This is a genomic window from Mycobacterium sp. NGS58, from assembly GCF_059812385.1.
The window spans coordinates 23,116-46,800 of the sequence record NZ_JCALCO010000024.1 but is presented as its reverse complement, the minus strand read 5'-3'; the positions used below and the strand labels follow the sequence as shown (position 1 = coordinate 46,800).

Annotated in this window: 22 protein-coding genes; 12 read left to right on the top strand and 10 right to left on the bottom strand. The window is 68.9% G+C overall.

Going from position 1 to position 23,685, the window contains the following annotated elements; translation table 11 throughout:
* Window positions 1–12 precede the first annotated feature (12 nt).
* Complete coding sequence (gene sucB, locus AC5Y4H_RS20685) at window positions 13–1,812, bottom strand: 2-oxoglutarate dehydrogenase, E2 component, dihydrolipoamide succinyltransferase (RefSeq protein WP_499984533.1); 1,800 nt, start codon at window positions 1,810–1,812, stop codon at window positions 13–15.
* A 196-nt stretch (window positions 1,813–2,008) separates the two neighbouring features.
* Here sucB and AC5Y4H_RS20680 point away from each other — a divergent pair, with 196 nt between their 5' ends.
* A complete protein-coding gene (locus AC5Y4H_RS20680; protein WP_499984531.1) occupies window positions 2,009–3,787 on the top strand; it encodes an SDR family oxidoreductase in 1,779 nt (592 codons plus the stop codon).
* 6 nt (window positions 3,788–3,793) lie between these two features.
* On the opposite strand, the gene AC5Y4H_RS20675 is transcribed toward AC5Y4H_RS20680, so the two are convergent.
* Entirely contained in the window at window positions 3,794–4,135 is a 342-nt protein-coding gene (locus AC5Y4H_RS20675; protein ID WP_499984529.1) for an aminopeptidase, read from the bottom strand.
* 142 nt (window positions 4,136–4,277) lie between these two features.
* Between AC5Y4H_RS20675 and AC5Y4H_RS20670 the strand changes: the two genes are divergently transcribed.
* Together AC5Y4H_RS20670 and AC5Y4H_RS20665 are read left to right on the top strand one after the other, a co-directional pair.
* On the top strand, window positions 4,278–4,727 hold the full coding sequence (locus tag AC5Y4H_RS20670; RefSeq protein ID WP_499984527.1) for an SRPBCC family protein: 450 nt from the start codon (window positions 4,278–4,280) through the stop codon (window positions 4,725–4,727).
* Window positions 4,724–6,319, top strand: coding sequence for a phytoene desaturase family protein (locus AC5Y4H_RS20665; RefSeq protein WP_499984523.1), 1,596 nt, complete (start codon window positions 4,724–4,726; stop codon window positions 6,317–6,319). Before AC5Y4H_RS20670 ends, AC5Y4H_RS20665 begins: the two co-directional genes overlap by 4 nt.
* Window positions 6,320–6,326: 7 nt before the next feature.
* On the opposite strand, the gene AC5Y4H_RS20660 is transcribed toward AC5Y4H_RS20665, so the two are convergent.
* Window positions 6,327–7,880, bottom strand: a complete 1,554-nt coding sequence (locus AC5Y4H_RS20660; protein WP_499984521.1) for a leucyl aminopeptidase — start codon at window positions 7,878–7,880, stop codon at window positions 6,327–6,329.
* Window positions 7,881–7,911: 31 nt separating this feature from the next.
* Window positions 7,912–9,015, bottom strand: a complete 1,104-nt coding sequence (locus AC5Y4H_RS20655) for an adenylate/guanylate cyclase domain-containing protein (RefSeq protein WP_499984518.1) — start codon at window positions 9,013–9,015, stop codon at window positions 7,912–7,914.
* Window positions 9,016–9,049: 34 nt separating this feature from the next.
* Between AC5Y4H_RS20655 and gcvT the strand changes: the two genes are divergently transcribed.
* Together gcvT and AC5Y4H_RS20645 are read left to right on the top strand one after the other, a co-directional pair.
* On the top strand, window positions 9,050–10,153 hold the full coding sequence (gcvT, locus tag AC5Y4H_RS20650; protein ID WP_499984516.1) for a glycine cleavage system aminomethyltransferase GcvT: 1,104 nt from the start codon (window positions 9,050–9,052) through the stop codon (window positions 10,151–10,153).
* A gap of 55 nt (window positions 10,154–10,208) precedes the next feature.
* Complete coding sequence (locus AC5Y4H_RS20645) at window positions 10,209–11,318, top strand: branched-chain amino acid aminotransferase (protein ID WP_499984515.1); 1,110 nt, start codon at window positions 10,209–10,211, stop codon at window positions 11,316–11,318.
* 27 nt (window positions 11,319–11,345) lie between these two features.
* On the opposite strand, the gene AC5Y4H_RS20640 is transcribed toward AC5Y4H_RS20645, so the two are convergent.
* The 4 genes from AC5Y4H_RS20640 to AC5Y4H_RS20625 are packed head-to-tail and all read right to left on the bottom strand — an operon-like array spanning window position 11,346 to window position 14,454.
* Window positions 11,346–12,110: an adenosylcobinamide-GDP ribazoletransferase gene (locus tag AC5Y4H_RS20640; protein WP_499984513.1), complete on the bottom strand. Its 765-nt coding sequence runs from the start codon at window positions 12,108–12,110 to the stop codon at window positions 11,346–11,348.
* Entirely contained in the window at window positions 12,107–13,180 is a 1,074-nt protein-coding gene (cobT, locus tag AC5Y4H_RS20635; protein WP_499984610.1) for a nicotinate-nucleotide--dimethylbenzimidazole phosphoribosyltransferase, read from the bottom strand. The genes AC5Y4H_RS20640 and cobT overlap by 4 nt, the downstream gene beginning before the upstream one ends.
* Window positions 13,177–13,713, bottom strand: a complete 537-nt coding sequence (locus tag AC5Y4H_RS20630; protein WP_499984510.1) for a bifunctional adenosylcobinamide kinase/adenosylcobinamide-phosphate guanylyltransferase — start codon at window positions 13,711–13,713, stop codon at window positions 13,177–13,179. Before AC5Y4H_RS20630 ends, cobT begins: the two co-directional genes overlap by 4 nt.
* Window positions 13,714–13,740: 27 nt before the next feature.
* Complete coding sequence (locus AC5Y4H_RS20625; RefSeq protein WP_499984507.1) at window positions 13,741–14,454, bottom strand: DUF3043 domain-containing protein; 714 nt, start codon at window positions 14,452–14,454, stop codon at window positions 13,741–13,743.
* Between the two features lie 187 nt (window positions 14,455–14,641).
* Here AC5Y4H_RS20625 and AC5Y4H_RS20620 point away from each other — a divergent pair, with 187 nt between their 5' ends.
* Window positions 14,642–15,718, top strand: coding sequence for a glycerate kinase family protein (locus tag AC5Y4H_RS20620; RefSeq protein WP_499984609.1), 1,077 nt, complete (start codon window positions 14,642–14,644; stop codon window positions 15,716–15,718).
* A gap of 96 nt (window positions 15,719–15,814) precedes the next feature.
* The gene (locus AC5Y4H_RS20615) at window positions 15,815–16,174 is read left to right on the top strand and encodes a HesB/IscA family protein (RefSeq protein ID WP_499984505.1); all 360 of its coding nucleotides are present in this window, start codon (window positions 15,815–15,817) and stop codon (window positions 16,172–16,174) included.
* Between the two features lie 58 nt (window positions 16,175–16,232).
* Here AC5Y4H_RS20615 and AC5Y4H_RS20610 read toward each other — a convergent pair whose 3' ends face one another.
* Entirely contained in the window at window positions 16,233–16,913 is a 681-nt protein-coding gene (locus AC5Y4H_RS20610) for an Rv0361 family membrane protein (RefSeq protein ID WP_499984501.1), read from the bottom strand.
* A 182-nt stretch (window positions 16,914–17,095) separates the two neighbouring features.
* Here AC5Y4H_RS20610 and AC5Y4H_RS20605 point away from each other — a divergent pair, with 182 nt between their 5' ends.
* Window positions 17,096–18,067 (top strand): carbohydrate kinase family protein, encoded by a 972-nt coding sequence (locus tag AC5Y4H_RS20605; protein WP_499984497.1) that lies wholly within the window; start codon window positions 17,096–17,098, stop codon window positions 18,065–18,067.
* 29 nt (window positions 18,068–18,096) lie between these two features.
* On the opposite strand, the gene asnB is transcribed toward AC5Y4H_RS20605, so the two are convergent.
* Complete coding sequence (asnB, locus tag AC5Y4H_RS20600; protein ID WP_499984494.1) at window positions 18,097–20,055, bottom strand: asparagine synthase (glutamine-hydrolyzing); 1,959 nt, start codon at window positions 20,053–20,055, stop codon at window positions 18,097–18,099.
* A 190-nt stretch (window positions 20,056–20,245) separates the two neighbouring features.
* Between asnB and ctaC the strand changes: the two genes are divergently transcribed.
* From ctaC to AC5Y4H_RS20580, 4 genes are all read left to right on the top strand, one after another.
* Window positions 20,246–21,313, top strand: coding sequence for an aa3-type cytochrome oxidase subunit II (gene ctaC / locus AC5Y4H_RS20595; RefSeq protein ID WP_499984606.1), 1,068 nt, complete (start codon window positions 20,246–20,248; stop codon window positions 21,311–21,313).
* A gap of 13 nt (window positions 21,314–21,326) precedes the next feature.
* Window positions 21,327–21,746, top strand: a complete 420-nt coding sequence (locus AC5Y4H_RS20590; protein ID WP_499984491.1) for a cytochrome c oxidase subunit 4 — start codon at window positions 21,327–21,329, stop codon at window positions 21,744–21,746.
* 187 nt (window positions 21,747–21,933) lie between these two features.
* On the top strand, window positions 21,934–22,890 hold the full coding sequence (locus tag AC5Y4H_RS20585) for an MmpS family transport accessory protein (RefSeq protein ID WP_499984489.1): 957 nt from the start codon (window positions 21,934–21,936) through the stop codon (window positions 22,888–22,890).
* On the top strand, window positions 22,890–23,531 hold the full coding sequence (locus tag AC5Y4H_RS20580) for a DUF2561 family protein (RefSeq protein ID WP_499984487.1): 642 nt from the start codon (window positions 22,890–22,892) through the stop codon (window positions 23,529–23,531). The genes AC5Y4H_RS20585 and AC5Y4H_RS20580 overlap by 1 nt, the downstream gene beginning before the upstream one ends.
* Window positions 23,532–23,685: the final 154 nt, after the last annotated feature.

Below are 23,685 nucleotides of genomic sequence, written 5' to 3'. Positions count from 1 at the left end.
GCTTGCCCTTCTTTACAGGCCGAGGTCTGCCTCGAAGGCTCCCTCTTCCAGCCGGTGCTTGATGGTGGTCAGGAAGCGGCCGGCGTCTGCGCCGTCGATGAGTCTGTGGTCATAGGTCAGCGGGAGATAGCAGATCGACCGGACGCCGATCGATTCGTTGCCGCTCTCATCGACCACGACCCGCGGCCGCTTGACGATCGCGCCGGTGCCCAGCATGGCGGCCTGCGGCGGCACCAGGATCGGGGTGTCGAACAGCGCCCCCTGGCTACCGATGTTGGTGATGGTGAAGGTGCCGCCGGACAGCTCGTCGGGCTTCAGGTCGCCCGACCGGGCGCGCGCGGCGATGTCGGCGATCGCCCTGGCGAGCCCCGCCAGCGACAGGTCGCCCGCGTTGTGCACGACCGGCGAGAGCAGGCCCTGTTCGGTGTCGACCGCGAAGCCGAGGTGCTCGGCGTCGTAGTAGGTGATCTCCTTGGTGTCCTCGTTGTAGCTCGCATTCACGTTGGGGTGGATCTTCAGCGCGTCGATCACCGCACGGGCGATGAACGGCAGGAAGGTCAGGTTCACCCCCTCGCGCTCGGCGAAGGCCGCCTTGGCCCTGGCCCGCAACCCGACCAGCCTGGTCATGTCGACCTCGTGGGTCTGGGTGAGTTGAGCGGTCGCCTGTAGGGACTCGCGGGTTTTGTTCGCGGTGATCTGGCGGATCCGGCTGGCCTTCTGGGTCGTGCCCCGCAGGTGCGCGAGAGCCGCGGCGGGGGTAGGCGCCGCGGCGGCCCTGGGGGCCGCGGCAGCGGGGGCCGGCGCGGGCGCGGGCGCCTGGGTGGCCTGTTTCTTCTGCTCGGCTGCGGCCAGCACGTCCTGCTTGCGGATGCGACCGCCCACCCCGGTGCCGGTAACCGAGTTGAGGTCGATGTTGTTCTCGGCGGCCAGTTTTCGCACCAGCGGCGTCACGTACGGAGTGCCGTCGGCCCCAGCGCTTGCCGGCTGAGCCGCCGGGGGAGCCTGCGCCGGTTGAGCTTTCGGCTCGGGTGCGGGCTGGGGCTGCGGCGCGGGGGCCGGCGTGGGTTCGGGCTTGGGCTGCGCCTGGGGCTGGGGCGCCGGTTGCGGCTTGGGTTCGGGCGCGGGCGGGGGCTGGGGAGCGGCGGGCGCCGCGGGTGCGGCGGCCTCGGCACCGGTGCCGATGCGCGCCAGCTCGCCACCGACGGGCACGGTGGCGTCTTCCTCGGCGGTGATGCTGATCAGCACACCGGCCACCGGCGACGGGATCTCGGTGTCGACCTTGTCGGTGGACACTTCCACCAGAGCATCGTCGACCTGGACCGAATCACCGACCTTTTTCAGCCAGCGCGTCACGGTGCCCTCGGCCACGGACTCGCCGAGTTCGGGCATCAACACCGGAGTCGCGTCGCCGCCACCGGAACTCTGCTCGGCCGGCGCGGGCTCCGGCTGTGCCTGGGGCTGCGGCTCCGGCTGTGGTTCGGGCTGGGGCGGCGGCGCGGGCTGCGCCTGCGGCTCCGGCTCGCTCGGCTTCGGCGCGGCCGGCTGCGAGTCGCCACCCGCCCCGCCACCCTCGGAGGCGTCGCCGATGACGGCGAGTTCTCCGCCGACTTCGACGGTGTCGTCCTCCTGGGCGACGATCTTGGTCAGCACACCGGCGGCGGGCGACGGGATTTCGGTGTCGACCTTGTCAGTGGACACCTCGACGAGCGGTTCGTCGAGTTCGACCGTGTCGCCTTCCTGCTTGAGCCAGCGGGTGACCGTCCCCTCGGTGACGCTCTCACCGAGTGCCGGCATCTGGACGGAGAAGGCCATCGTTTCTGACTCCTCGATCGCTCGTGGGTCGGGGCGGGTCGATCAGCTCGCTTGCGGAAGGCGAAGTAGCAATTCAAAACTATCCTGTCACTGCACCCTCGTCGGCACACATCCAGGGCGGATACCCCGCGCTGGGCGGGTGACGACCATCACGCTTGCTACGGTGTGGCCACCACAGCCAGAGGGGGAGGTCCCGATGCCGCCATCACAGCAAGTACCCCAGCATTTCGTCGACAGCGCCGACGGCGCCCGCATCGCGGTCTACGAAGAGGGCAACCCCGAGGGCCCCACCGTCGTGCTCGTGCACGGCTTCCCGGACTCGCATGTGCTGTGGGACGGGGTCGTCCCGCTGCTGGCGGAGCGGTTCCGGATCCTCCGCTACGACAACCGCGGCGTAGGCATGTCATCGGTGCCCAAGCCGGTGTCCGCCTACACCATGGACCGCTTCGCCGATGACTTCGCGGCGGTGACCGGCGAGCTCAGCCCGGGCCGGCCCGTGCACGTGCTGGCTCACGACTGGGGCTCGGTGGGGGTGTGGCACTACCTGAAGCGTCCCGGCGCCAATGACCGGGTTGCCACGTTTACGTCGGTGTCCGGCCCCGCTCAGGACCAGCTTGTCGATTACATCTTCAGCGGCCTGCGGGCGCCCTGGAAGCCGCGCACTTTCGTCCGGGCGATCAGCCAGGCGTTGCGGCTGACCTACATGATCTTCTTCTCGATCCCGGTGCTCGCGCCGTTGTTCCTCCGGCTCGCCATGTCCGTCCCGGCGTTGCGGCGCAACGCGGTCGACAACATCCCCGTCGAGCAGATCCACCACTCCGAGAAACTGGCGAGGGATGCCGCGCAGTCGGTAAAGACATACCCCGCCAACTACTTTCGATCATTCTCCGGCCGTAAGCAGGGCGTCGCGGTCATCGATGTACCGGTTCAGCTCATCGTCAACACCAAAGACAAGTACGTGCGGCCCTACGGTTACGACCACACCCCGCGCTTCGTGCCGCGGCTGTGGCGCCGCGATATCCAGGCCGGTCACTTCTCGCCGATGTCGCATCCCCAAGTGATGGCGGCGGCGGTGCGCGAGTTCGCCGACCATGCCGAGGGCGGGCAACCCAGCCGCGCGCTGCTGCGCGCGCAGGTGGGGCGCCCCCGTGGGTCGTTCGGCGACACCCTGGTGTCGGTCACCGGAGCGGGCAGCGGAATCGGCCGCGAGACCGCATTCGCCTTTGCCCGCGAAGGCGCCGAGCTGGTGATCAGCGACATCGACGAAGCCGCCGTCAAGGCCACCGCGGCCGAGGTCGCCACCCGCGGCGGCGTCGCCCACGCCTATGTGCTTGACGTTTCCGACGCGCAGGCGGTGGAGTCGTTCGCCGAGCGGGTCAGCACGGAGCACGGCGTGCCGGACATCGTGGTCAACAACGCCGGCATCGGGCACGCGGGCGGATTTTTGGACACCCCGGCCGAGCAGTTCGACCGGGTGCTCGACGTCAACCTCGGCGGTGTGGTCAACGGCTGCCGGTCGTTCGCCCGGCGGATGGTGGAACGCGGCACCGGCGGATACATCGTCAACGTGTCGTCGATGGCGGCCTACGCCCCGCTGCAGTCGCTGAACGCCTACTGCACGTCGAAGGCGGCAACGTACATGTTCTCCGACTGCCTGCGGGCCGAACTCGACGCCGCCGGGGTGGGCCTGACCACGATCTGCCCGGGCGTCATCGACACCAACATCATCAACACCACCCGATTCGACGCGCCCGCGGGTAAGCAATCCGACGATGTCGACGGCCGCCGCGGGCAGTTGGGCAAGATGTTTGCGCTGCGCCACTACGGCCCCGAGAAGGTCGCCAACGCGATCCTGTCTTCGGTCAAGAAAAAGAAGCCGATTCGCCCGGTGGCACCGGAAGCCTATGCGCTGTACGGCCTTTCGCGCCTGGCGCCGCAGGGGCTGCGCAACGCCGCGCGGATGCGGGTGATCTGAGGCGGGTTAAACGCCCGGTTTCGCCCCGCGACGTCCCGTCAACAAGGTCGCGCCGATCGCGATGACCCCCAGCACGGCCAGCGGTATCGCCCACGCACGCCTGCTGCCCACCGACGACTGGCACTGTGCGACATAGTCGGTGTGCGGGATTATCTGGTTCAGAATGGGGATATTGGCCCCATTGCTGTTGTCGGCGCTTCTGGCCGCGGAAAGGTCCGTCGCCACGGCGTTTCCGCATCCGACGGAATGGCCGTTGCTGTCGGAAACCGACACCGGCGCCAGCAGTCCGATGACTCCGGCCAACAGGAGCACAGCGCCGACACCGATGACCAACCGTCGCACCGTCATGCTTTCGCCTTTCGTCGTCGAGGAATTCGACCGCTAGGAGATTATCCCCAGTCAACCACCGGTAAACCCGAGGTTGAAGCCGAATAACCCCTCGATTGCCGGGTATCCGCCGCGGTAGCCGAGACAGGGAGGGTTTTCTGAGGTGATCACTGCAACGCGCGAGGTGCCCGAGTCGTGTGAGCGGGTGTGGGAGGTGCTTGCCCAGGGTTGGACCTACACCCAGTGGGTGGTGGGCAACAGCCGCATGCGAGCCGTCGATCCGAATTGGCCGGAGCCGGGTTCCTCGATCAGGCACTCGATCGGGATTTGGCCGCTGGTGATCAATGACGCGACGATCGTGGAGGAGAGCGAACCGCCGCACAAGCTGGTGTTGCTTGCCCGGCTCGGTCCGCTGGGTGCCGCGCGAATCACCATGCTGCTGCACGAGATTCCGCAGGGCTGCCGCATCGAGATGATCGAGGTGCCCGCCGAAGGGCCGATGGGAGCCGTTCCCGATTCGATCGCCCTGGCGGCGGCCTATCCGCGCAATAAAGAGTGCCTGTGGCGGCTGGCGGCTTTGTCGGAACGCCTGGAGCCGAGCCAGGTGAAGTGACCGTGGGCGACAGCGCCGATGCCGTCGTGATCGGGGCGGGACACCACGGGCTGGTGGCGGCCGCGATGCTCGCCGACGCGGGTTGGGACGTGCTGGTGCTGGAAGCCCAGCCCGAACCGGGTGGAGCGGTACGCAGCGCCGAGCTGACGCCGGGTTACATCACCGACCTGTTCAGCTCCTACTACCCGATGACGGTGGCTTCTCCGGCGATGACGGCGCTGCACTTGGAGGATCATGGGTTGCGATGGTCGCATGCGCCCACGGTGGTCGGTCATCCGCGCAGTGCCGCGGACGACGACCCGCCGATCGTGTATCACGATGCCGCCCAGACGGCAGCGGAATTCGCCCGGCGAACGCCCGCCGACGGCGAGAACTGGTGGCGGCTGGTGGAGCTGTGGAACAAGATCAAGGCCCCACTGCTCGACGCCATGCTGGCGCCCTTCCCGCCGGTGCGTCCGCTGCTCGGGCTGCTGCGCAGACTCGGAACGCCCGAAGCGCTCCGAGTGGCGCGCCTGCTCGTGCAGCCGGCCAATGCCATGGCCAGTCAACTGTTTGAGGGCGAGGCACCGCGAGTGTTGCTGTTAGGCAACGCAATGCACGCCGATGTGCCCCCGGACGCACCGATCAGCGGCGCGATGGGCTTCCTGATGACGATGCTGGCCCAGGATCACGGCTGGCCGGTGCCGGTCGGTGGATCGGGCCAACTCACCGCGGCTCTGGTGAAACGCGCCTGCTCGGCGGGAGCGCGAATCGAATGCGATCAGAACGTTTCTCGCATCCAGGTGCGTGGTGGCCGGGCGGTCGGCGTGACCACCGCGCAGGGGCGATCGGTGGCTGCCCGCCGCGCGGTGGTGGCCGACGTGACGGCCCCGCGCTTGTTCTGCGACATGCTGCCCGCGGATGCGGTGCCGCCGGCACTGCGTCGCGACCTCCAGCACTACGAGTGGGATCCGCCGGTGGTGAAAGTCAATTACGCGCTGGCAACACCGGTTCCGTGGCGAGCCGAAAATCTGCGGTCCGTGGGCACGGTCCACCTGGGAGCCGACGGCGACGGGCTGGTCCGCTGGATGGCCGACTTGAACACCCGCGTCGTACCGGAGCATCCGTTCATGTTGTTGGGCCAGACCACCACCGCGGATCCCAGCAGATCGCCGACCGGCACCGAAAGTGTTTGGGCCTATACGCATTTGCCGAGGAACGTGTCCGACGACGCTTCCGCGGACCGGCTGGCCACGGCGGTGGACCGGGTCATCGAAGAGCATGCGCCTGGCTTCGGTTCGGCGGTGATCGACCGGTTCGTGCAGCGGCCGTCGGATCTCGAGGCCGCCGACGCCAACCTGCATCTCGGGGCGCTCAACGGCGGAACGGCGCAGTTGCAACAGATGTTGGTGTTCCGCCCCGCGCCCGGCATGGGCCGAGCCGAAACACCGGTCGAGCGGCTCTATTTGGGCAGCGCGTCGGCGACGCCGGGCGGCTCGGTGCATGGGGCGTGCGGCCGTAACGCGGCGAATGCCGCGCTGGCCGCCGACGGCGCGACCGGCTGGCCGCGCCGCAAGTTGGGCGGAGCAGTGATCAAACGGCTGATTCGCTAGCCGTTTACTAGCCCTTTTCGCAGATGTCCTCGAGCACCGCGAACATGGTCCGCGTCGGCACGCCGGTGGAGCCCTTGGGTGAGTAGCCCCACGGGCTCCCGGTGTTGTAGGCCGGTCCGGCCACGTCGATGTGCGCCCAGCTCACGCCGTCGGCGACGAATTCACGCAAAAACACCCCGGCCACCAGCATGCCGGCAAAGCGTTGCCCGCTGATGTTCGACAGGTCGGCGACCGTGGACTTCAGGTCTTCCTTGAGTTCGTCGGGCAGCGGCATCGGCCAGCCGTTTTCGCCGACCTGCTGCGAGATCGACGCGACGCGGTCGCGGAACTCGTCGCTGCCCATCACACCCGGGATACGGGCGCCCAGCGCCACCGTCTGCGCGCCGGTCAGCGTGGACGTCTCGATCAGGTAATCGGGGTTGTCCTCGCACGCCCGCACGATGGCGTCGGCCAGGATGAGCCGGCCCTCGGCGTCGGTGTTCTGCACCTCGACCGTGATCCCGCCGTACTGCGTCAGCACGTCGCCCGGGCGTTGCGCCGTCGCCGACGGCATGTTCTCGGCCATCGGCACGGTGGCGATCACGTCGATCGGAAGCTTGCGCTGCGCGGCCAGTGCGACGGTCGCGATCACGGCGGCCGCACCGCCCATGTCCGAGGTCATGTGGTGCATCCCCAGCGCCGGCTTGATCGAGATGCCGCCGGTGTCGAACGTGACGCCCTTGCCGACCAGCGCGACTCGCTTTATAGCCTTGCCCTTCTTCGCTTTGGCCAGCTTCGAACCGCGGTGCGTCAGGCGCACCAGCCGTGGCGGACGCGACGAGCCCTGCCCGACGCCGATGATGCCCCCATAGCCGCCTTTCTGCAGCGCCTTGTCGTCCAGCACTTCCACCTCGAGACCGACGGATTCGCCCAAAGCTTTTGCACGCCTGGCGAATTCGGCGGGGAACAGGTGGCTGGGCGGGGTGTTGACGAAGTCGCGCGCGGTGGCGACGGCGGTCGCCACGGCGGCGGCGTGGGCGGCATCGTCCTTGGCGTCCTTGGCCGTGGCCAGCACCGTGATTTTGCCCAGCCCCTGGTCTTTGGGGGCCGTCTTGTCGCTGCGGAATTCGGTGAACCGGTAGCTGCCCAGGATCAGGCCCTCGACGGTGGCCGAAACGACGCCCGCACCGGGCAGTTCGGCAAGCGTGGTGATCACCGCCTCGGTCTTGCCGAGCGACCGCGCGGCCACACCGGCGGCGCGACGGATCGTGTCGGCCGGCCACTCGGACCGCGGTTTGCTCAGGCCAACCGTCAGCACGCTGGACACCGGCAGCGACGGCACCACCAGCCGGTGCACCTGCTCGGCGGCCCCGGTGGCCTCCAGCGCCCGCAGGCCCGATTCGATCTCAGCCACCGCTCCGGACGACAGGAACGGCTCGGCCGCCGCAACGGCCGCGCCCGGCTTGTCGTCCTCACCGGTCGAGACGACCGGCACGATCAGCACGGTGGATGCGGCGGCGCGCCGTGGCAGCGAGGAGGCGACGGTGACGGCAGGGGCCTGATATCCGGGTTCGGTACTCACGCGTAATCACCCTAGTCACCGCGGAGCGGCCTTAGCTCGGTGGCGTCCGGAGCCACAGATCGAAAGCCGGCACGGGGTCGTCAAATCCTTTGAGCATCAACGGGCCGTACGCATCCGCGGGCCAGTCCGGCAACTCGTCGTGCAGCGCCGAGTCGGCGAGAACCTGTCCCGGACTCGCGGCCGCCACGAGTCGCGCCGCCAGGTTGACGGGGCCGCCGAAGTAGTCGCCGTTGATGGCCAGGACGCTGCCGTAGGCAAGGCCGGCACGCACCTGCAGACCCTCCTGGCGCGCCCGCGGGTGGTCGACGAGATCGACCGCCGCCCTGACGAGCTGCTGGGGCGAGGCGCTCACCCACATCACCTCGTCGCCGATGAACTTCACCACCCGGCCGCCATCGCGGAGGACCACGTCGGAGACGGTTCCGGCGAACTCGTTGAGTAGGTCCGACAACTGCGCGGGCGTAAGCGCGTTGGTGAGCACGGTGAAGCCGGAGAGGTCGGCGAAACCGATCCCGCACACCACGCTCGCCGAGGTGTCGCGAAGGACGCCCTCGAAATGGGTTCGGGCACCGGTGAGGTGGTGGCGGTGCACGACGTCGATCAGTGGGCCGATCCGGGGGACGAACTCCGCGACCGCACGGTAGGCCTGGGCCGTCGCGAGCTCGTCGTGGGTGTGGGTCATCTGGATGTCCGGCGTCCCCGCGCGGATCGCCGTCGACTCGGCCTCTGCGAGCCGGGCCATCGCGGCGCCGAGGACCCGCAGCATGCCGTGCGCGCCATCCTCACCCACCACCACCTTGAGCGCGACCCAGGTCGACAGGGCGTCGACGTCGGCGTCGCTGAGCACGGGAACGTCGGGGCCGGCGACCGTCAGGCCGAGCAAAGCCCACGCGTGCGCCACCTCTTCGGCCGATATGCCGAGTTTTTCGGCCGCGGCGTGGACCGTATAGGTCGGGCGGCCCGACCAGGCCAGGACATCACCGGCAAGCCCGAACAGCCGGCCGCGCCGTTCGGCTTCGACCATGTCGTCGACCGTGAAGCCGAGGTCGTCCAGGTACTTGATCAGGTCGGCGCGTTCGCGCGGGTTTGCGATCCCGGCGGCCTCAAGCTCGTCGAAGTCATACGACTCGGACACCTGCCCAAGTGTGCCAGCATCGGAGCGGATTAGGTTGGACGCCGTGAGCGAGCTGCAGCACGGACCGCTGGAAGACCGTCATAGGGATATGGGCGCGAGCTTCGCCGAGTTCGGGGGCTGGCTCATGCCGGTGTCCTATGCCGGCACCGTCAGCGAGCACAACGCGACCCGCAACACGGTCGGCCTCTTCGATGTCAGCCACCTGGGCAAGGCATCGGTCCGCGGCGCGGGGGCGGCGGCGTTCGTCAACGCCGCGCTCACCAACGACCTGAATCGCATCGGGCCGGGCAAGGCGCAATACACGTTGTGCTGCAACGAATCCGGCGGCGTCATCGACGATCTGATCGCCTACTACGTCGACGACGACGAGATCTTTCTGGTGCCCAACGCCGCCAACACCGCCGCCGTCGTCGCCGCACTGCAGGCCGCCGCCGGCAGCGGGCTGACCATCACCGACCAGCACCGCGCGTATGCCGTGCTGGCCGTGCAGGGACCGCGATCGCCCGACGTGCTCGACGAGCTGGGCCTGCCCAGCGACATGGATTACATGGCGTACGCGGACACGTCGTTCTCCGGCGTACCGGTGCGGGTCTGCCGCACCGGCTACACCGGCGAGCACGGCTACGAGCTGCTGCCGCCGTGGGACTCCGCCGGTGTGGTGTTCGACGCCCTGGCCGCGGCGGTCAGCGCGGCCGGCGGCGAGCCGGCCGGCCTGGGCGCGCGCGACACCCTGCGCACCGAGATGGGTTATCCGCTGCACGGCCACGAACTCGCACCCGACATTTCCCCGCTGCAGGCCCGCTGCGGCTGGGCGATCGGCTGGAAGAAGGAAGCGTTCTTCGGCCGGGACGCCCTGCTGGCCGAGAAGGAGACGGGTCCGGCGCGGCTGCTGCGCGGGCTGCGGATGGTGGGCCGGGGCGTGCTGCGCGCCGGGCTGACGGTGCTCGCCGGCGACACCCCGGTGGGTATCACCACCTCGGGCACGTTCTCCCCGACACTGCAGGCCGGGATCGCGCTGGCACTCATCGACACCGATGCCGGAGTCCAGGACGGCCAGGAGATCACCGTCGACGTCCGGGGTCGTCGCGCCGCATGCGAAGTCGTGCGGCCGCCCTTCGTCGCGGTGAAAACCCGCTAGCGGTGCCGCTTGCGCGGGCGAAATCCGATTCGATAGACGGATATACAATCAGCCAATGACCAGTGGCTCCCTCGAGTTCACGGTTTCGCGCTCGGCAAACCCGGCAACCGATGCTGAACGCGAAACCATCCTGGCCGAGCCCGGTTTCGGCAAGTACTTCACCGATCACATGGTGTCGATCGACTACGACCAGGCCGGCGAAGGTTGGCACAACGCGCGCGTCATCCCCTACGGGCCGATCGAGCTGGACCCGTCGGCGATCGTGCTGCACTACGCGCAGGAGATCTTCGAGGGGCTCAAGGCGTATCGCTGGGCCGACGGCTCGATCGTGTCGTTCCGCGCCGAGGCCAACGCCGCCCGCCTGCGGTCCTCGGCGCGCCGGCTGGCGATCCCGGAGCTGCCGGAACAACTGTTCATGGAATCGCTGCGCCAGCTCATCGCGGTCGACAACGCGTGGGTTCCGGCCACCGGCGGCGAGGAGGCGTTGTACCTGCGGCCGTTCGTGATCGCCACCGAGCCCGGATTGGGGGTGCGTCCGTCCAAGCGCTACCGCTACCTGTTGATCGCCTCGCCGGCCGGCGCCTATTTCAAGGGTGGCATCAGCCCGGTCACCGTTTGGGTGTCCACGGAGTACGTGCGGGCCAGCCCCGGCGGGACGGGAGCGGCCAAGTTCGGCGGCAACTATGCGGCCTCGCTGCTGGCTCAGGCCGAATCCGCCGAGCATGACTGCGACCAAGTGGTGTGGCTGGACGCGGTCGAGCGGCGTTTCGTCGAAGAGATGGGCGGAATGAATCTCTTCTTCGTGTTCGGCAGCGGCGGTTCGGCGCGGCTGGTCACGCCGGAGCTGTCCGGCTCGCTGCTGCCCGGCATCACCCGAAACTCCTTGCTGCAGCTGGCCATTGACGCCGGGTTCGCCATCGAGGAACGCAAGATCGATATCGACGAATGGCAGAAGAAGGCCGCGGCCGGCGAGATCACCGAGGTATTCGCCTGCGGCACCGCCGCCGTCATCACTCCCGTGTCGACCGTGAAGTACGGCGACACCGAGTTCACCATCGCCGACGGCCAGCCCGGCGAGGTGACGATGGCGTTGCGCGACACGTTGACCGGGATTCAGCGTGGCACCTTCGCCGACACCCACGGCTGGATGGCACGCCTCGGGTAGATCGGTGTGCGCCCAGCGAGAACGGAGCTAGAGCCGCACCAGACCCGCGAGCAGCACGGCGGCCACGGTCGCGGAAAGTTCGATCGCGGCCCCCAGCACGTCACCGGTGATGCCGCCGAACCGGCGAACGCAGTGCCGCACCAGCAGCACGCCGCAGCCCAGGCTCACCAGCACCGCCACCGGTCCCTGCCATGGCCGCGTCCCGGCCAGCAGCGAAACGGCCAGCAGCACCACGACCCAGGCCGTTACCACCATGGTCGGCTGGCTTCCGGCGACCCGGGCGCCCAGGGTGCTGCCGTCGGCCGCCGGAACCGACCGGTGGCTGGCCAGCACCGCGGTAACCCGGCCCGCGAAAACCGCCACGGCCACCGCGGCCAGCCCGGGGACGATCCGCCCGGTGGCGCCCAGCGCCGAAAACGCCAGCGCCTGCAGCATGATCACCATGACCACGGCGGCGACGCCGAAAGGCCCGGTCGACCCTTCGCGCATCACCGCCAGCGCGCGCTGCGGCGGCCCGTAACAGCCGAGGCCGTCGGCGGTATCGGCGACGCCGTCGAGATGCAGGCCCCGGGTCACCAGCAGCAGCACGGCGACCGCGAGCAGACCCGGCAGTGGGCTGGACCGGCCGAACGTCGATGCCCCGCCCCAGGTCACGGCCCCGGCCAACGCCCCGAGGGCGGCGCCCACCGCCGGCAGCGCGGTCATGGCGCCGCGGCCCATCGGCTCGTCACCGCCGCCCGGAACGGGCAGCACCGTACCGAACGCGAAAGCCGTTGCCAGAGAACGGATCACGGCGGGGGAGCGGCCTGATCGGGACGGTCGGTACGGTTGGACACACCGGCTTGGGCGAAGGTCGCCATCGACGACAGGGCGGCCACCGCGGCGCGTAGCACCGGCAGCGCGAGCGCAGCGCCGGTGCCCTCGCCCAGCCGCATGCGCAGGTCGAGAATCGGCTCGAGATCCAGCGCCGTCAGCGCCAGCGCGTGAGCGGGCTCGGTGGACCGGTGACCGGCCTGCCACCACAGCCGCGAGCCGGGCGCCAGGTGCTCGGCGACCAGCGCGGCCGCGGTCACCGCCATGCCGTCGAGCAGCAACGGCGTGCGCCGGACCGCGGCCTGCGCGCAGAAGCCGGCCATCGCGGCCAGGTCGGCGCCGCCGGCGCGGCGCAGCAACGCGACCGGATCCGGCAACACCTGTCGTGCGCGAAACAGGGCATCGCGCACCGCGGCCGTCTTGCGGGACCAGCCCGCGTCGTCGATCCCGGTGCCGAATCCCACCACCACGACCGGCTCGGCACTGGTCAACGCCGCCACCAATACCGCTGCGGCCGTGGTGTTTCCGATCCCCATGTCGCCGGCGATCAGCAGGTCGGCGCCGGCATCGACCTCCTCGTCAGCGATGGCGGCGCCGGCCTCGAGCGCCCGAGTGGTCTCGTCATCGCTCAACGCGTCCTCAACCCGGATGTCGCCGCTGGCGCGCCGCACCTTGTGGGCGCCGATCCGTTCGGTCAGCGGGTCCGCGTCGACCGCCAGGTCCGCGACCCGCACCGTCGCCCCGGCGATGTCGGCCAGGGCGTTGATCGCGGCCCCGCCCGCATCGAAGTTGGCGACCATCTGCGCGGTCACCGCCGGCGGGTAGGCCGACACCCCTGAGCGGGCCACGCCGTGGTCCCCGGCGAACACCACCACCCGGGCGCGCTCGAATTGTTGTGGCGGGCACTGTCCTTGGCACGACGCGACCCACACGGACAAATCCTCGAGGCGCCCCAGCGCGCCCTTGGGCTTGGTCAGGGTGTCCTGGCGGGCACGGGCGGCGGCGGCGGCCCCCGCATCGGGCGGCGAGACGGCGGCGAATTGCATCAGGCCCCCGACGGTTTGATCGGTACCGGCTGGCCGGCCACCACCAGCACCACCCGGTCGCACAACCGTGCGAGGCGCTGGTTGAGGCTGCCCAATTCGTCGGCGAATCGGCGTCCGGAGGGGGTGGCGGGCACGATCGTCAATCCGACCTCGGGGCTGACCAGCACCAGTGGGGAAGCGAAGGCGCCGACCGCGGCCAGCACGTCATCGACGGGGGCGGCCACTGAGCCGCCATCCCAGGCGTTGGTGCGGTCCAGCACGCCGGTCAGCCAGGTGCCCAGATCGTCGACCAGCGTCGCGGTGTCCGGTGACTCACGCAATTGCGTTGCGATGTCGTCGGTTTCGATCGTCGACCAGTGCGCGGGCCGACGGCTGCGATGCTGGGCGATCCGGTGCGCCCAGGCCGGATCGTCGTGGCCCGCCGGCCCCGGCGCCAGGTAATGAACCGCCCGCCCGGGTGGCAACCCGTCGGCGATGGCTTCCTCCGCCCACTGCGATTTGCCTGACCTGATCCCGCCGAGCACCAGGGTGCGCACCGGTGTCAGCCCGCGTTCCGGCGAGCTCTAATCGACACTGCTACCGTGCTTGACCTGGGGCCGCGGCGTCCTCATGCGGCGCATCTGAGATGCCCGGCCTGCGGCGTAAAGGCCGAGCTTCCAACGGCTTTCGGTATTGCTCGGGAATTTCGCGTCGACCAGCCTGCTGACCTTGCGGCCCAGGATCAGGCCGTCGACGCTCATCACGGCCATGAGCGCCAGCATGGCCGGCGAGATCCACAGCTGCAGCTGCGGGACGCCGAACATGACGAACATCAAGAACAGGGTCGACGGCATGAACAAGCCCAGCAGATTGCGCCGGGAGTCCACCACGTCGCGAACGTAGCGGCGGATGGGTCCCTGGTCGCGGGGCAACAGGTAACCCTCTTCGCCGGCCATCATCCGCTCCCGGCGCTCCGACATGCGGGCCCGCCCGGCGGCCTTGTCCGCCCGGCGCTCCTCGCGGCTGAGCTTGGGTCCGGCCAGCGATTTGCGCCGGGCCCGCGCCTCGGAGGCCGTCATCGGCGCGGGCGCGATCGGTCCCTTCCTCGCGTTGCGGCGGGCCTCGTTGCGCTTGGGTGTGGGACGTCCCTTGGGGCCCGTCCGCTGCGCATCCCGGGCCGCGGCGCCCGAGGCGCCGGCAAGGCCGGACGCGGCGGGCGCGGCGGCGCTCTCGTCGAGGTCGGCGGCGCTCTCGTCGAGGTCGGTGTCCTGGCCCTTCTTGCGGCCCAACAGCTTCACAATGGCCAGGTTACTTCGCGGAGGGTTCGCGCCGGAATTCGCCTGGAATGACTCTCTATTAGACCTGCTTGGTTCCTCACTTGGCCCTACTCTTACACGAGATGAACGGCTGCCTTTGATGGACAACGGGTCGATGGACTCCGACGAGGGTCCCGGCTTGGCCCCCGGCCGTCTTCAGTTGCCCGCCATGCAGGTTCTGGTGGCCCCGGACTGTTACGGCGACAGCATGTCGGCCCTCGAGGCCTCCGCCGCCATCGCGACGGGCTGGACGCGGTCGCGGCCCGGCGACCGGTTCATCGTCGCCCCGCAATCCGACGGCGGCCCCGGCTTCGTCGAGGTGCTGGCCAGCCGGCTGGGGGAGACGCGGCGGCTGCAGGTGTCCGGACCGCTGAAAGCCACGGTCGAAGCCGGCTGGGTGTTCGATCGCGGTTCGGCCACCGCCTACCTGGAGTGCGCGCAAGCGTGCGGTTTGGCGCTGCTCGGCCGAGCACCCACCCCGGAGACGGCGATGGCGGCGCACAGCAAAGGCGTGGGCCAGCTGATCGCCGAGGCGTTGCGGGTCGGGGCGAGGCGCATCGTGGTCGGGTTGGGCGGCAGCGCCTGCACCGACGGCGGGCAGGGCATGATCTCCGAACTCGGCGGGCTGAACACCGCCCGGCGAAAACTGGCCGATGTGGAGCTGATCGCCGCCTCCGACACCGAATACCCGCTGCTGGGACCGTGGGGGGCGGCCCGGGTGTTCGGGCCGCAGAAGGGCGCCGACACGGCCACCGTCGCCGCACTGGAAGTTCGCCTGCAGGCGTGGGCGCTGATCCTGGAGGCCGTGGCCGGACGGGACGTGAGCGCCGAGCCGGGCGCCGCGGCCGCCGGCGGCATCGGCGCCGGGCTGCTGGCGCTCGGCGGACGCTGTGAATCCGGGGCGGCCATCATCGCCGAACACACCCGGTTGTCCGACGACCTCGACACCGCTGAGATGATCGTCACCGGTGAGGGCCGGTTCGACGAGCAGTCCCTGCACGGGAAGGTGGTCGGGTTTCTCGCCGACGCGGCCCGGCCGCGGGGGATCCCGGTGGTCGTGCTGGCCGGCCAGGTCGACCTGGACAACGCGACCGTGCGCTCTGCGGGCATCATGGCGGCGTTATCCATCGCCGAGCACGCCGGATCGGTGCGCCTGGCGCAGGCCGACGCGGCCAACCAGCTGATGGGGCTTGCGTCCGTAGTTGCGGCGCGGCTCGGGAATACCGGTCCTGCAAGGTACCGTTGATGGAGTGGACTTTTGGGCGGTCCGGATCGCCGGGCGTAAGCCGGCGATTTCGGGCTTGATCGACCCCACCCAACGATGAGGCATGTAGGAGAAGCAATGACGGTGCAAAACGAGTCGAACGCCACGGCGACCCACGGCGTGATCCTGACCGAGGCCGCCGCCACCAAGGCAAAGTCCCTGCTGGACCAGGAGGGCCGCGACGACCTCGCGCTGCGCATCGCGGTACAGCCGGGTGGTTGCGCAGGCCTGCGCTACAACCTCTTCTTCGACGACCGTGCGCTGGACGGCGACCTGACCGTGGAGTTCGGTGGCGTGAAGCTGACGGTGGACCGGATGAGCGCGCCTTATGTCGAAGGCGCGTCCATCGATTTCGTGGACACCATCGAGAAGCAGGGTTTCACCATCGACAACCCCAACGCCACGGGGTCGTGCGCCTGCGGCGACTCGTTCAACTGATCGGTTGATCCCGCACACTCATCAGCCGGGCCCTGCGCTCCGGCTGATGAGTGTGTCTCTAGTACGAGCCGCCGGTGCGCAGCACGTACGAGCACACCATGATCTGGCCGCGCTGAAACAGCAGCTGCGCGATGCCCTGCACCTGCCCGTGCGCGGGGCCGCCGCTCACCGGTGACACCCGCATGGTGAACAAAGCCTGGGCCTGGTACTGCGACAGGTAAACGATCTTGTCGATCGAGGTGAGCTCGACCTCGGAGAACTGCTTGCGGAATGCGTCGCTGCTGAGTTTGGCCAGGGCCTGGTCGGATCGTTTGTCCTGGACGCCGTCGTACAGGCCGCACAGTGCGTTGCGGGCGATCTCGTCGATGTCGCGGTGCTCGAGCGCGTCCAGATAGCCCTGGATGGCCGTCTTGGCCGCGCCCTCGGAGAACGTGGCGCCGGTATTGGCGCCGTTGGTGCGGACCCCGTACACGATGGCCACCGTCAGCACCGCGACGAGTGCGATGGCCAGCGCGATGCCGACGATCAGCCGCCGCTTCGATCGCGGGTACGGGACCGGCGCGGGAGGCTGCCCGGCATAATTGGCGGACGCAGGTCCTGCCTGCGCAGCCGGGGCGAAGCCTCCGGTGTTGGGGTCATCGGGAAACTCGAGCGGCTGGGACTGGCTGGGGGGCTCATGTCCGCTCGGTCCGCCATTGCCGCCGCCGACGGTGTGGTTCGGCGAGTGCGGACCTGCCATCGTGGTTCTCCTACGGTGGTAGACGGGACTGCAAGCGGGTTGCGGCCCGAGCAATGTGATCCCGGCGACTTGAGTGAGTTCCCTAGGGAGGCTAGCGCAGGCCCCGGGCCGACCGCGCACACAGCGACGATCGAGGCGCGTGAGTAAAGTAGATAACCTTGCTAACGAAGGATGGAGTTTTCGTGACGATCGCGGTGACAGGTTCGATTGCAACCGACAACCTGATGCGGTTCCCCGGCCGGTTTTCCGAGCACCTGCTGGCCGAGCACCTGCAGAAGGTATCCCTGAGTTTTCTGGTTGACGATCTGGTGATCCACCGCGGCGGCGTGGCGGGCAACATTGCCTTCGCCATCGGCGTGCTGGGCGGCGACGTGGCGCTGGTGGGTGCGGCCGGCGATGACTTCGGCGAGTACCGCGAATGGCTGCAGTCCCACGGCGTCAACTGCGACCACGTGCTGATCTCGCAGACCGCGAAAACCGCGCGCTTCGTCTGCACCACCGACCTGGACATGGCACAGATCGCATCCTTTTATCCCGGTGCCATGTCCGAGGCCCGGAACATCAAGCTCGCCGACGTCGCGGCGGCGGACAAGCCCGACCTGGTGATCGTGGGGGCCAACGACCCGGACGCGATGGTGGTGCACACCGAGGAGTGCCGCAAGCTCGGCCTGCCGTTCGCCGCCGACCCGTCCCAGCAGCTGCCCCGCCTGTCCGGCGAGGAGATCGACAAGCTCGTCGACGGGGCGGCCTACCTGTTCACCAACGACTACGAGTGGGAGCTGCTGCTCTCCAAGACCGGCTGGTCCGAGGCCGACGTGCAGAAGAAGGTCGGCCTGCGGGTGACCACGCTGGGTGCCAAGGGCGTCGACATCGTCGAGCGCGACGGAACCACCACCCATGTGGGCGTGGTGCCCGAGACCAGCCAGACCGACCCCACGGGCGTCGGCGACGCGTTCCGGGCCGGTTTCCTCACCGGCCGGACCGCCGGGCTCAGCCTCGAACGATCGGCTCAGCTGGGCTCGCTGGTCGCCGTTTTGGTGCTGGAGTCCACCGGAACCCAGGAGTGGACGTGGGACCCCGCCGTCGCCAAGGCCCGGCTGACCGACGCCTACGGCGACGAGGCGGCCGCCGAGATCGCCGCGGTCCTCGCGTAGCGCGACGCGGCGGCCGTACGGCGAGATTCCTAGAGCTGCACGGGGTAGTGCGGCTCGCTGATCTGCGGCACCACGCTGTGCTCGACGAAGATCGCGTGCCACAGCATAAAGATCAGCAGGGTCCACAGCCGGCGGCTGTGATCGCTTGTGCCGCTTCGGTGTTCGTCGAGCATTCGGCGCACGGCGGTCAGGTCGACCAGGCGATCGGCCTGCGACGAGTCCACCATCGCGTAGGCCCACTCCAACAGCTCGCCCGCCCGCAGCCAGTGCCGGATCGGCACCGGGAACCCGAGCTTGGGCCGGTGCAGCACGTGCGCCGGAACGATCGGCTCCAGCGCGCGCCGCAGCGCGTACTTCGTCGTCGCGCGGGTGATCTTGGCCTCTACCGGCAACCGGGAGGCGACGGCGAACACCTCGGGATCCAGGAACGGCACCCGAAGCTCCAGCGAGTTCGCCATGGTCATCTTGTCGGCCTTGACCAGGATGTCGCCGCGCAGCCAGGTGAACAGGTCGATGTGCTGCATGCGGGCGACCGGATCCCAGCCCGCCGATTCGGCATACACCGGCGCGGTGACGTCGGTGTGGGTCCATTCCTCGCGGAAGTTGGGCAGCACGGCGCGCAGCTGCGCGTCGGAGAAGCTGCGGGCATTGCCGTAGTAGCGCTCCTCGAGCGTCAGGGAACCGCGGTGCAGCAGGCTCTTGCCCCGCATCCCCTCCGGCAGGGGCTTGGAAACCTTGCCCATCGACCGCCGCAACGGCCGCGGCAGATAGTTGAAGGGCTTCAGCGACAGCGGCTCCCGGTAAATCGTGTAGCCGCCGAACAGCTCGTCGGCGCCTTCGCCGGACAGCACCACCTTGACGTGCTTGCGGGCCTCCCGGGCGACGAAGAACAGCGGCACCAGCGCGGGGTCAGCCACCGGCTCGTCGAGGTACCAGACGATCTCGGGTAGGGCGGCGACGAACTCGTCGGGCTTGACCACCTTGGCGATGTGGCGGGCGCCGATCGCCTCCGCCGAGGCCACGGCGACGTCGATCTCGGAGAAGCCCTCGCGCTCGAAACCGGTGGTGAACGTGATCAGCCGTGGGTTGTGCCGGATGGCCAGCGCCGCGATGGCGGTGGAGTCGATGCCTCCGGACAGAAACGCGCCGACGGTGACGTCGGCGCGCATGTGCTTGGCCACCGAGTCCTCGAGCACGGCGGTGATCTCGTCGTAGCGGGCTTGTTCGGTGTCGCGGGTCAGCGGCACCGCGGCGAAGCGCGGCGCGAAATACCGGGTGACCTCCGGATGCAGCCGGTCGGGGCGGATGCGCGCGTAGCAGCCCGATTCCAGCCGGCGCACGCCTGCGTGCAGCGTCTCGGGCTCGGGCACGTACTGCAGGACCGTGTAGTGCTGCACCGCCCGCTTGTCGATCCCGGTGTCGAATCCGATCAGCTCGGCCAGGTCCAGCAGGCATTTCTTCTCGCTGGCCACCGCGGTACCGCCGGGGCCGGTCGCCATGAAGAGCGGCTTGATGCCGAAAGGGTCTCGGGCGCAGAACAATTCACGCGTCTCGGTGTCCCACAGCGCGAACGCGAACATGCCGCGCAGCCGCGTCAGGACGTCGGTGCCCCAGTAGTGGAAGCCGGCGACGATGGCCTCGCCGTCGCCGTCGGTGGCGAAGGCGGCGCCGTGCCGGGTGGCCAGCTCGTCGCGCAGCTCGAGGTAGTTGTAGATCTCGCCGTTGAACACCAGCACGTAGCGGTCGGGTGTTTCGGGCGGCCCCCAGCGCAGCGGCTGATGCGAATGCGCGATGTCGATGATGGACAGCCGATTGAAACCGAAAACGGCGGAACCGTCGGTGTCCGGATCAACCCAGGTGCCGGGCTCATCGGGGCCGCGGTGGCGCATCGAATGCGATGCCCGCGCGACGGCATCGTCGGCTCGGGCGGCGGCCGCTTCGTCATCCGAGCCCGCAGGGGCGGCGACGAACGCGAGCAGACCACACACGGCGCCCCAGTATGCCCCACTCGAGGGGCGTGTGTGGACGTCGGATCCGGCACGTCCTCCAATGGCCGGGCAGACTGGCGGGCCGGGGTTTCGTCGCCGGGCTCAGGCGCGTGGTCTACGCTGCGTAGTATTCGATATCCGAGCAGGAGGCGCTGACGTGACCCCTCGCGAGCAGGACCGTTCGCACCGTTTGTCGCAGGGCGGCTTTCGGCGCCATTCCGGGGGCGCGTCCAAGGGCCTTACCCGTCGTCTTCGGCCCGTCGCGCTGGCCCTGACGTTAGGCGTGCTGGCGTTGTTCCTGAGCGGATGCAGCAGCTGGGCGGACGCGCTGGCCCTGGGCTGGCCGCGGGGCATCACCCCGGAGGCGCACCTCAACCGCGAACTGTGGATCGGCGCGGTGATCGCCTCACTCGTCGTCGGCGGCATCGTGTTCGGGCTGATCTTCTGGGCGTCCGCGTTCCACCGCAAGAAGGTGACCGACACCGAGCTGCCCCGCCAGTTCGGCTACAACATGCCGCTGGAGCTGGCCCTCACCGTGACGCCGTTCCTCATCATCTCGGTGCTGTTCTACTTCACCGTGGTCGTGCAGGAGAAGATGCTGCACCTGGCCAAGGACCCCGAGGTAGTGGTCGATGTCACGGCCTTCCAGTGGAACTGGAAGTTCGGCTATCAGCGTGTCGCCTTCAAAGACGGCACGCTGACCTACGACGGCACGGACCCCGAGCGCAAGAAGGCCATGGTGTCCAAGCCGGAGGGCAAGGATGCGCACGGTGAAGAGCGCGTCGGTGCCGTCCGCGGGTTCAACACCTCGGACCGCCAGTACCTGAACTTCGACAAGGTCGAGACGCTGGGATCCAGCAACGAGATCCCGGTGCTGGTGCTGCCCACCGGCAAGCGCATCGAATTCGATCTGGCGTCCGCGGACGTGGTGCACACGTTCTGGGTGCCCGAGTTCCTGTTCAAGCGGGACGTCATCCCGAACGCCGACGCGAACAACTCGGTGCACGTCTTCCAGACCGAGGAGATCCAGACTCCGGGTGCGTTCGTGGGCCACTGCGCCGAGTTCTGTGGCACCTATCACTCGATGATGAACTTCGAGGTTCGGGTGGTGACGCCCAACGACTTCAAGGCCTACTTGCAGCAGCGGATGGGCGGCAAGAGCAACGCCGAGGCATTGCAGGCGATCGGGCAGCCCCCGCTCGCGGTGACCACCCACCCGTTCGACACCAAGCGCGGTCAATTGGCCGGAAGCCAGTAGGTTAGGACACCAAATGCATATCGAAGCCAGGCTATTCGAATTCATTGCCGGGTTCTTTATCGTGGTTGCGGTGCTCTACGGGGCGCTGACCGCGGTCTTCGCCACCGGAGGTGTGGAGTGGGCGGGCACCACCGCGCTGGTGCTGACCGGTGGCCTGGCGTTGATCACGGCGACCTTTTTCCGCTTTGTGGCGCGCCGGCTGGATACCCGGCCCGAGGACTACGAGGGCGCTGAGATCAGCGATGGAGCAGGCGAATTGGGCTTCTTCAGCCCGCACAGCTGGTGGCCGATTCTGGTAGCCCTGTCGGGCTCGGTGGTCGCGGTGGGCATCGCGCTGTGGTTGCCGTGGCTGATCGTCGCCGGAATTATGTTCGTCCTCACGTCGGTCGCCGGGTTGGTCTTCGAGTACTACCTCGGTCCCGAGAAGCACTGAATCGCGGCATAAAGGTCACAATCAGATCACGTGATTGGTGGGCCCTTCGCCACGACGGCCTTGCCCCTGCGGGGTTCGGTAGTGTTTTGCCCAGGCAAATGAGGAGCGTCCCAGCGCGCCCGCAACGAGATGATCGCGGAGTCTTGCGCGCAGGTGAGGCAGTCGAACAGGGTAGGCAAAGGCAGAGATGAGCGGGTCGAGACCCCCGGGATGGGATCCTGACGCACCCGACCCTGTCGACCCGATCAGCCACGAACCGGATTCCGGCGGCGCGCCGGGTGATGATCTGCAACACGGTGCCGGCCGCGACGTCGAGGGCGAGCCGGAACCCTTTGCGGACGGCGCCGAACACGAAGCCGCGAATCAGACCGACGAGACCGACGTGTACTCACGGGCCTACTCGGCTCCCGAGTCCGAGCATTTCACCACCGGCCCCTACGTGCCGGCCGATCTGCGGCTCTACGACTACGACGACTTCGACGAGTCCTCGGATACCGACGACGAGCGCAGTACCGCGCGCTGGCCATGGGTGGTGGGGATCGCCGCCATCGTGGCCGCGATCGCGCTTGTCGTGTCGGTGTCGCTGCTGTTTGCGCGCACCGACACCACTAAGCTCGCCAACCCCGGAACCACCACCGCCCCGTCCACGCCGCCGCTGCAGGACGAAATCACGACCACCAAACCGCCACCCCCGCCACCGCCACCGCCGCCAACCACGACCGAACCGCCGCCCCCGCCACCAACGGAGACCCAGACTGTGACGGTGACGCCTTCTCCGGCACCGCCGCCCCCGCCCGCGGCCGCCCCCGCTCCGGCGCCACCGCCGGCGACGTCCACCGCGGCCGCGCCACCGCCGCCCACCACGCCGGCGGGCCCACGTCAGGTCACCTACTCGGTGACCGGCACCAAAGCCCCGGGAGACATTATTTCGGTGACCTACGTCGACGCATCCGGCCGGCGGCGCACGCAGCACAACGTGTACATCCCGTGGTCGATGACCGTCACCCCGATCGCGCAATCCGACGTGGGCTCGGTGGAGGCCTCCAGCCTGTTCCGGCTCAGCAGGCTCAACTGCTCGATCACGACCAGCGATGGAGCGGTGCTCTCGTCGAACAGCAACGACGCGCCGCAGACGAGCTGCTGATGGTCAGCAAATACGCGTCTTACGGGCGCGGCGTGGGCGATGACACCGTCGCGCCCGAGGTCGTCGACCGCATTCTGATGGGCGCGTGCGCCGCCATTTATCTGGTGCTGCTGGGCGTCAGCGTGGCGGCGGCCGTCGCGCTGGCGGATTTGGGCAGGGGCTTTCACAAGGCGGCGAGCAGCCCGCACACCACCTGGGTGCTGTACGCCGTCATCGTCGTTTCGGCGCTGATCATCGCGGCCGCAATCCCCATCCTGCTGCGCGCCCGCCGGATGTCGCAGTCCGAGCCGGCCGCTCAGGCGATGACCGCGCCGGCGCGCGGACCGGCGAGGACTTCGATGCGGCCGGGGACCGGCGCCCCGCGCACTGGAACCGCCACCGTGCAATCGGCGGCACCGGCTTCGGCGGCCGAGTGGTCGGGCGAGGCGGTGGACCGAATCTGGTTGCGCGGCACCGTCATACTGACCGGCACCATGGGCGCGGCGCTGATCGCGGTCGCGGCGGCGACCTACCTGATGGCGGTCGGTCACGATGGCGCGTCGTGGGTCGGGTATGGGTTGGCCGGCGTCATCACCGCGGCCATGCCGGCGGTGGAATGGCTGCACATTCGCCAGCTGCGCGAGGTCGTCGCCGAGCAATAGCCAGGGTCGTAACGCCGCGCATCGGGTAGGACGCTGCTACCGCGACGGGTCAACCACACGAACGGGCTACCGGAGTACTCGACGGAGTTGACTTCCGGATTGCGATCGCAGGTGGCTTGTGCCGCGCGGTAACACACCCCGCGGGTGCGCTGAT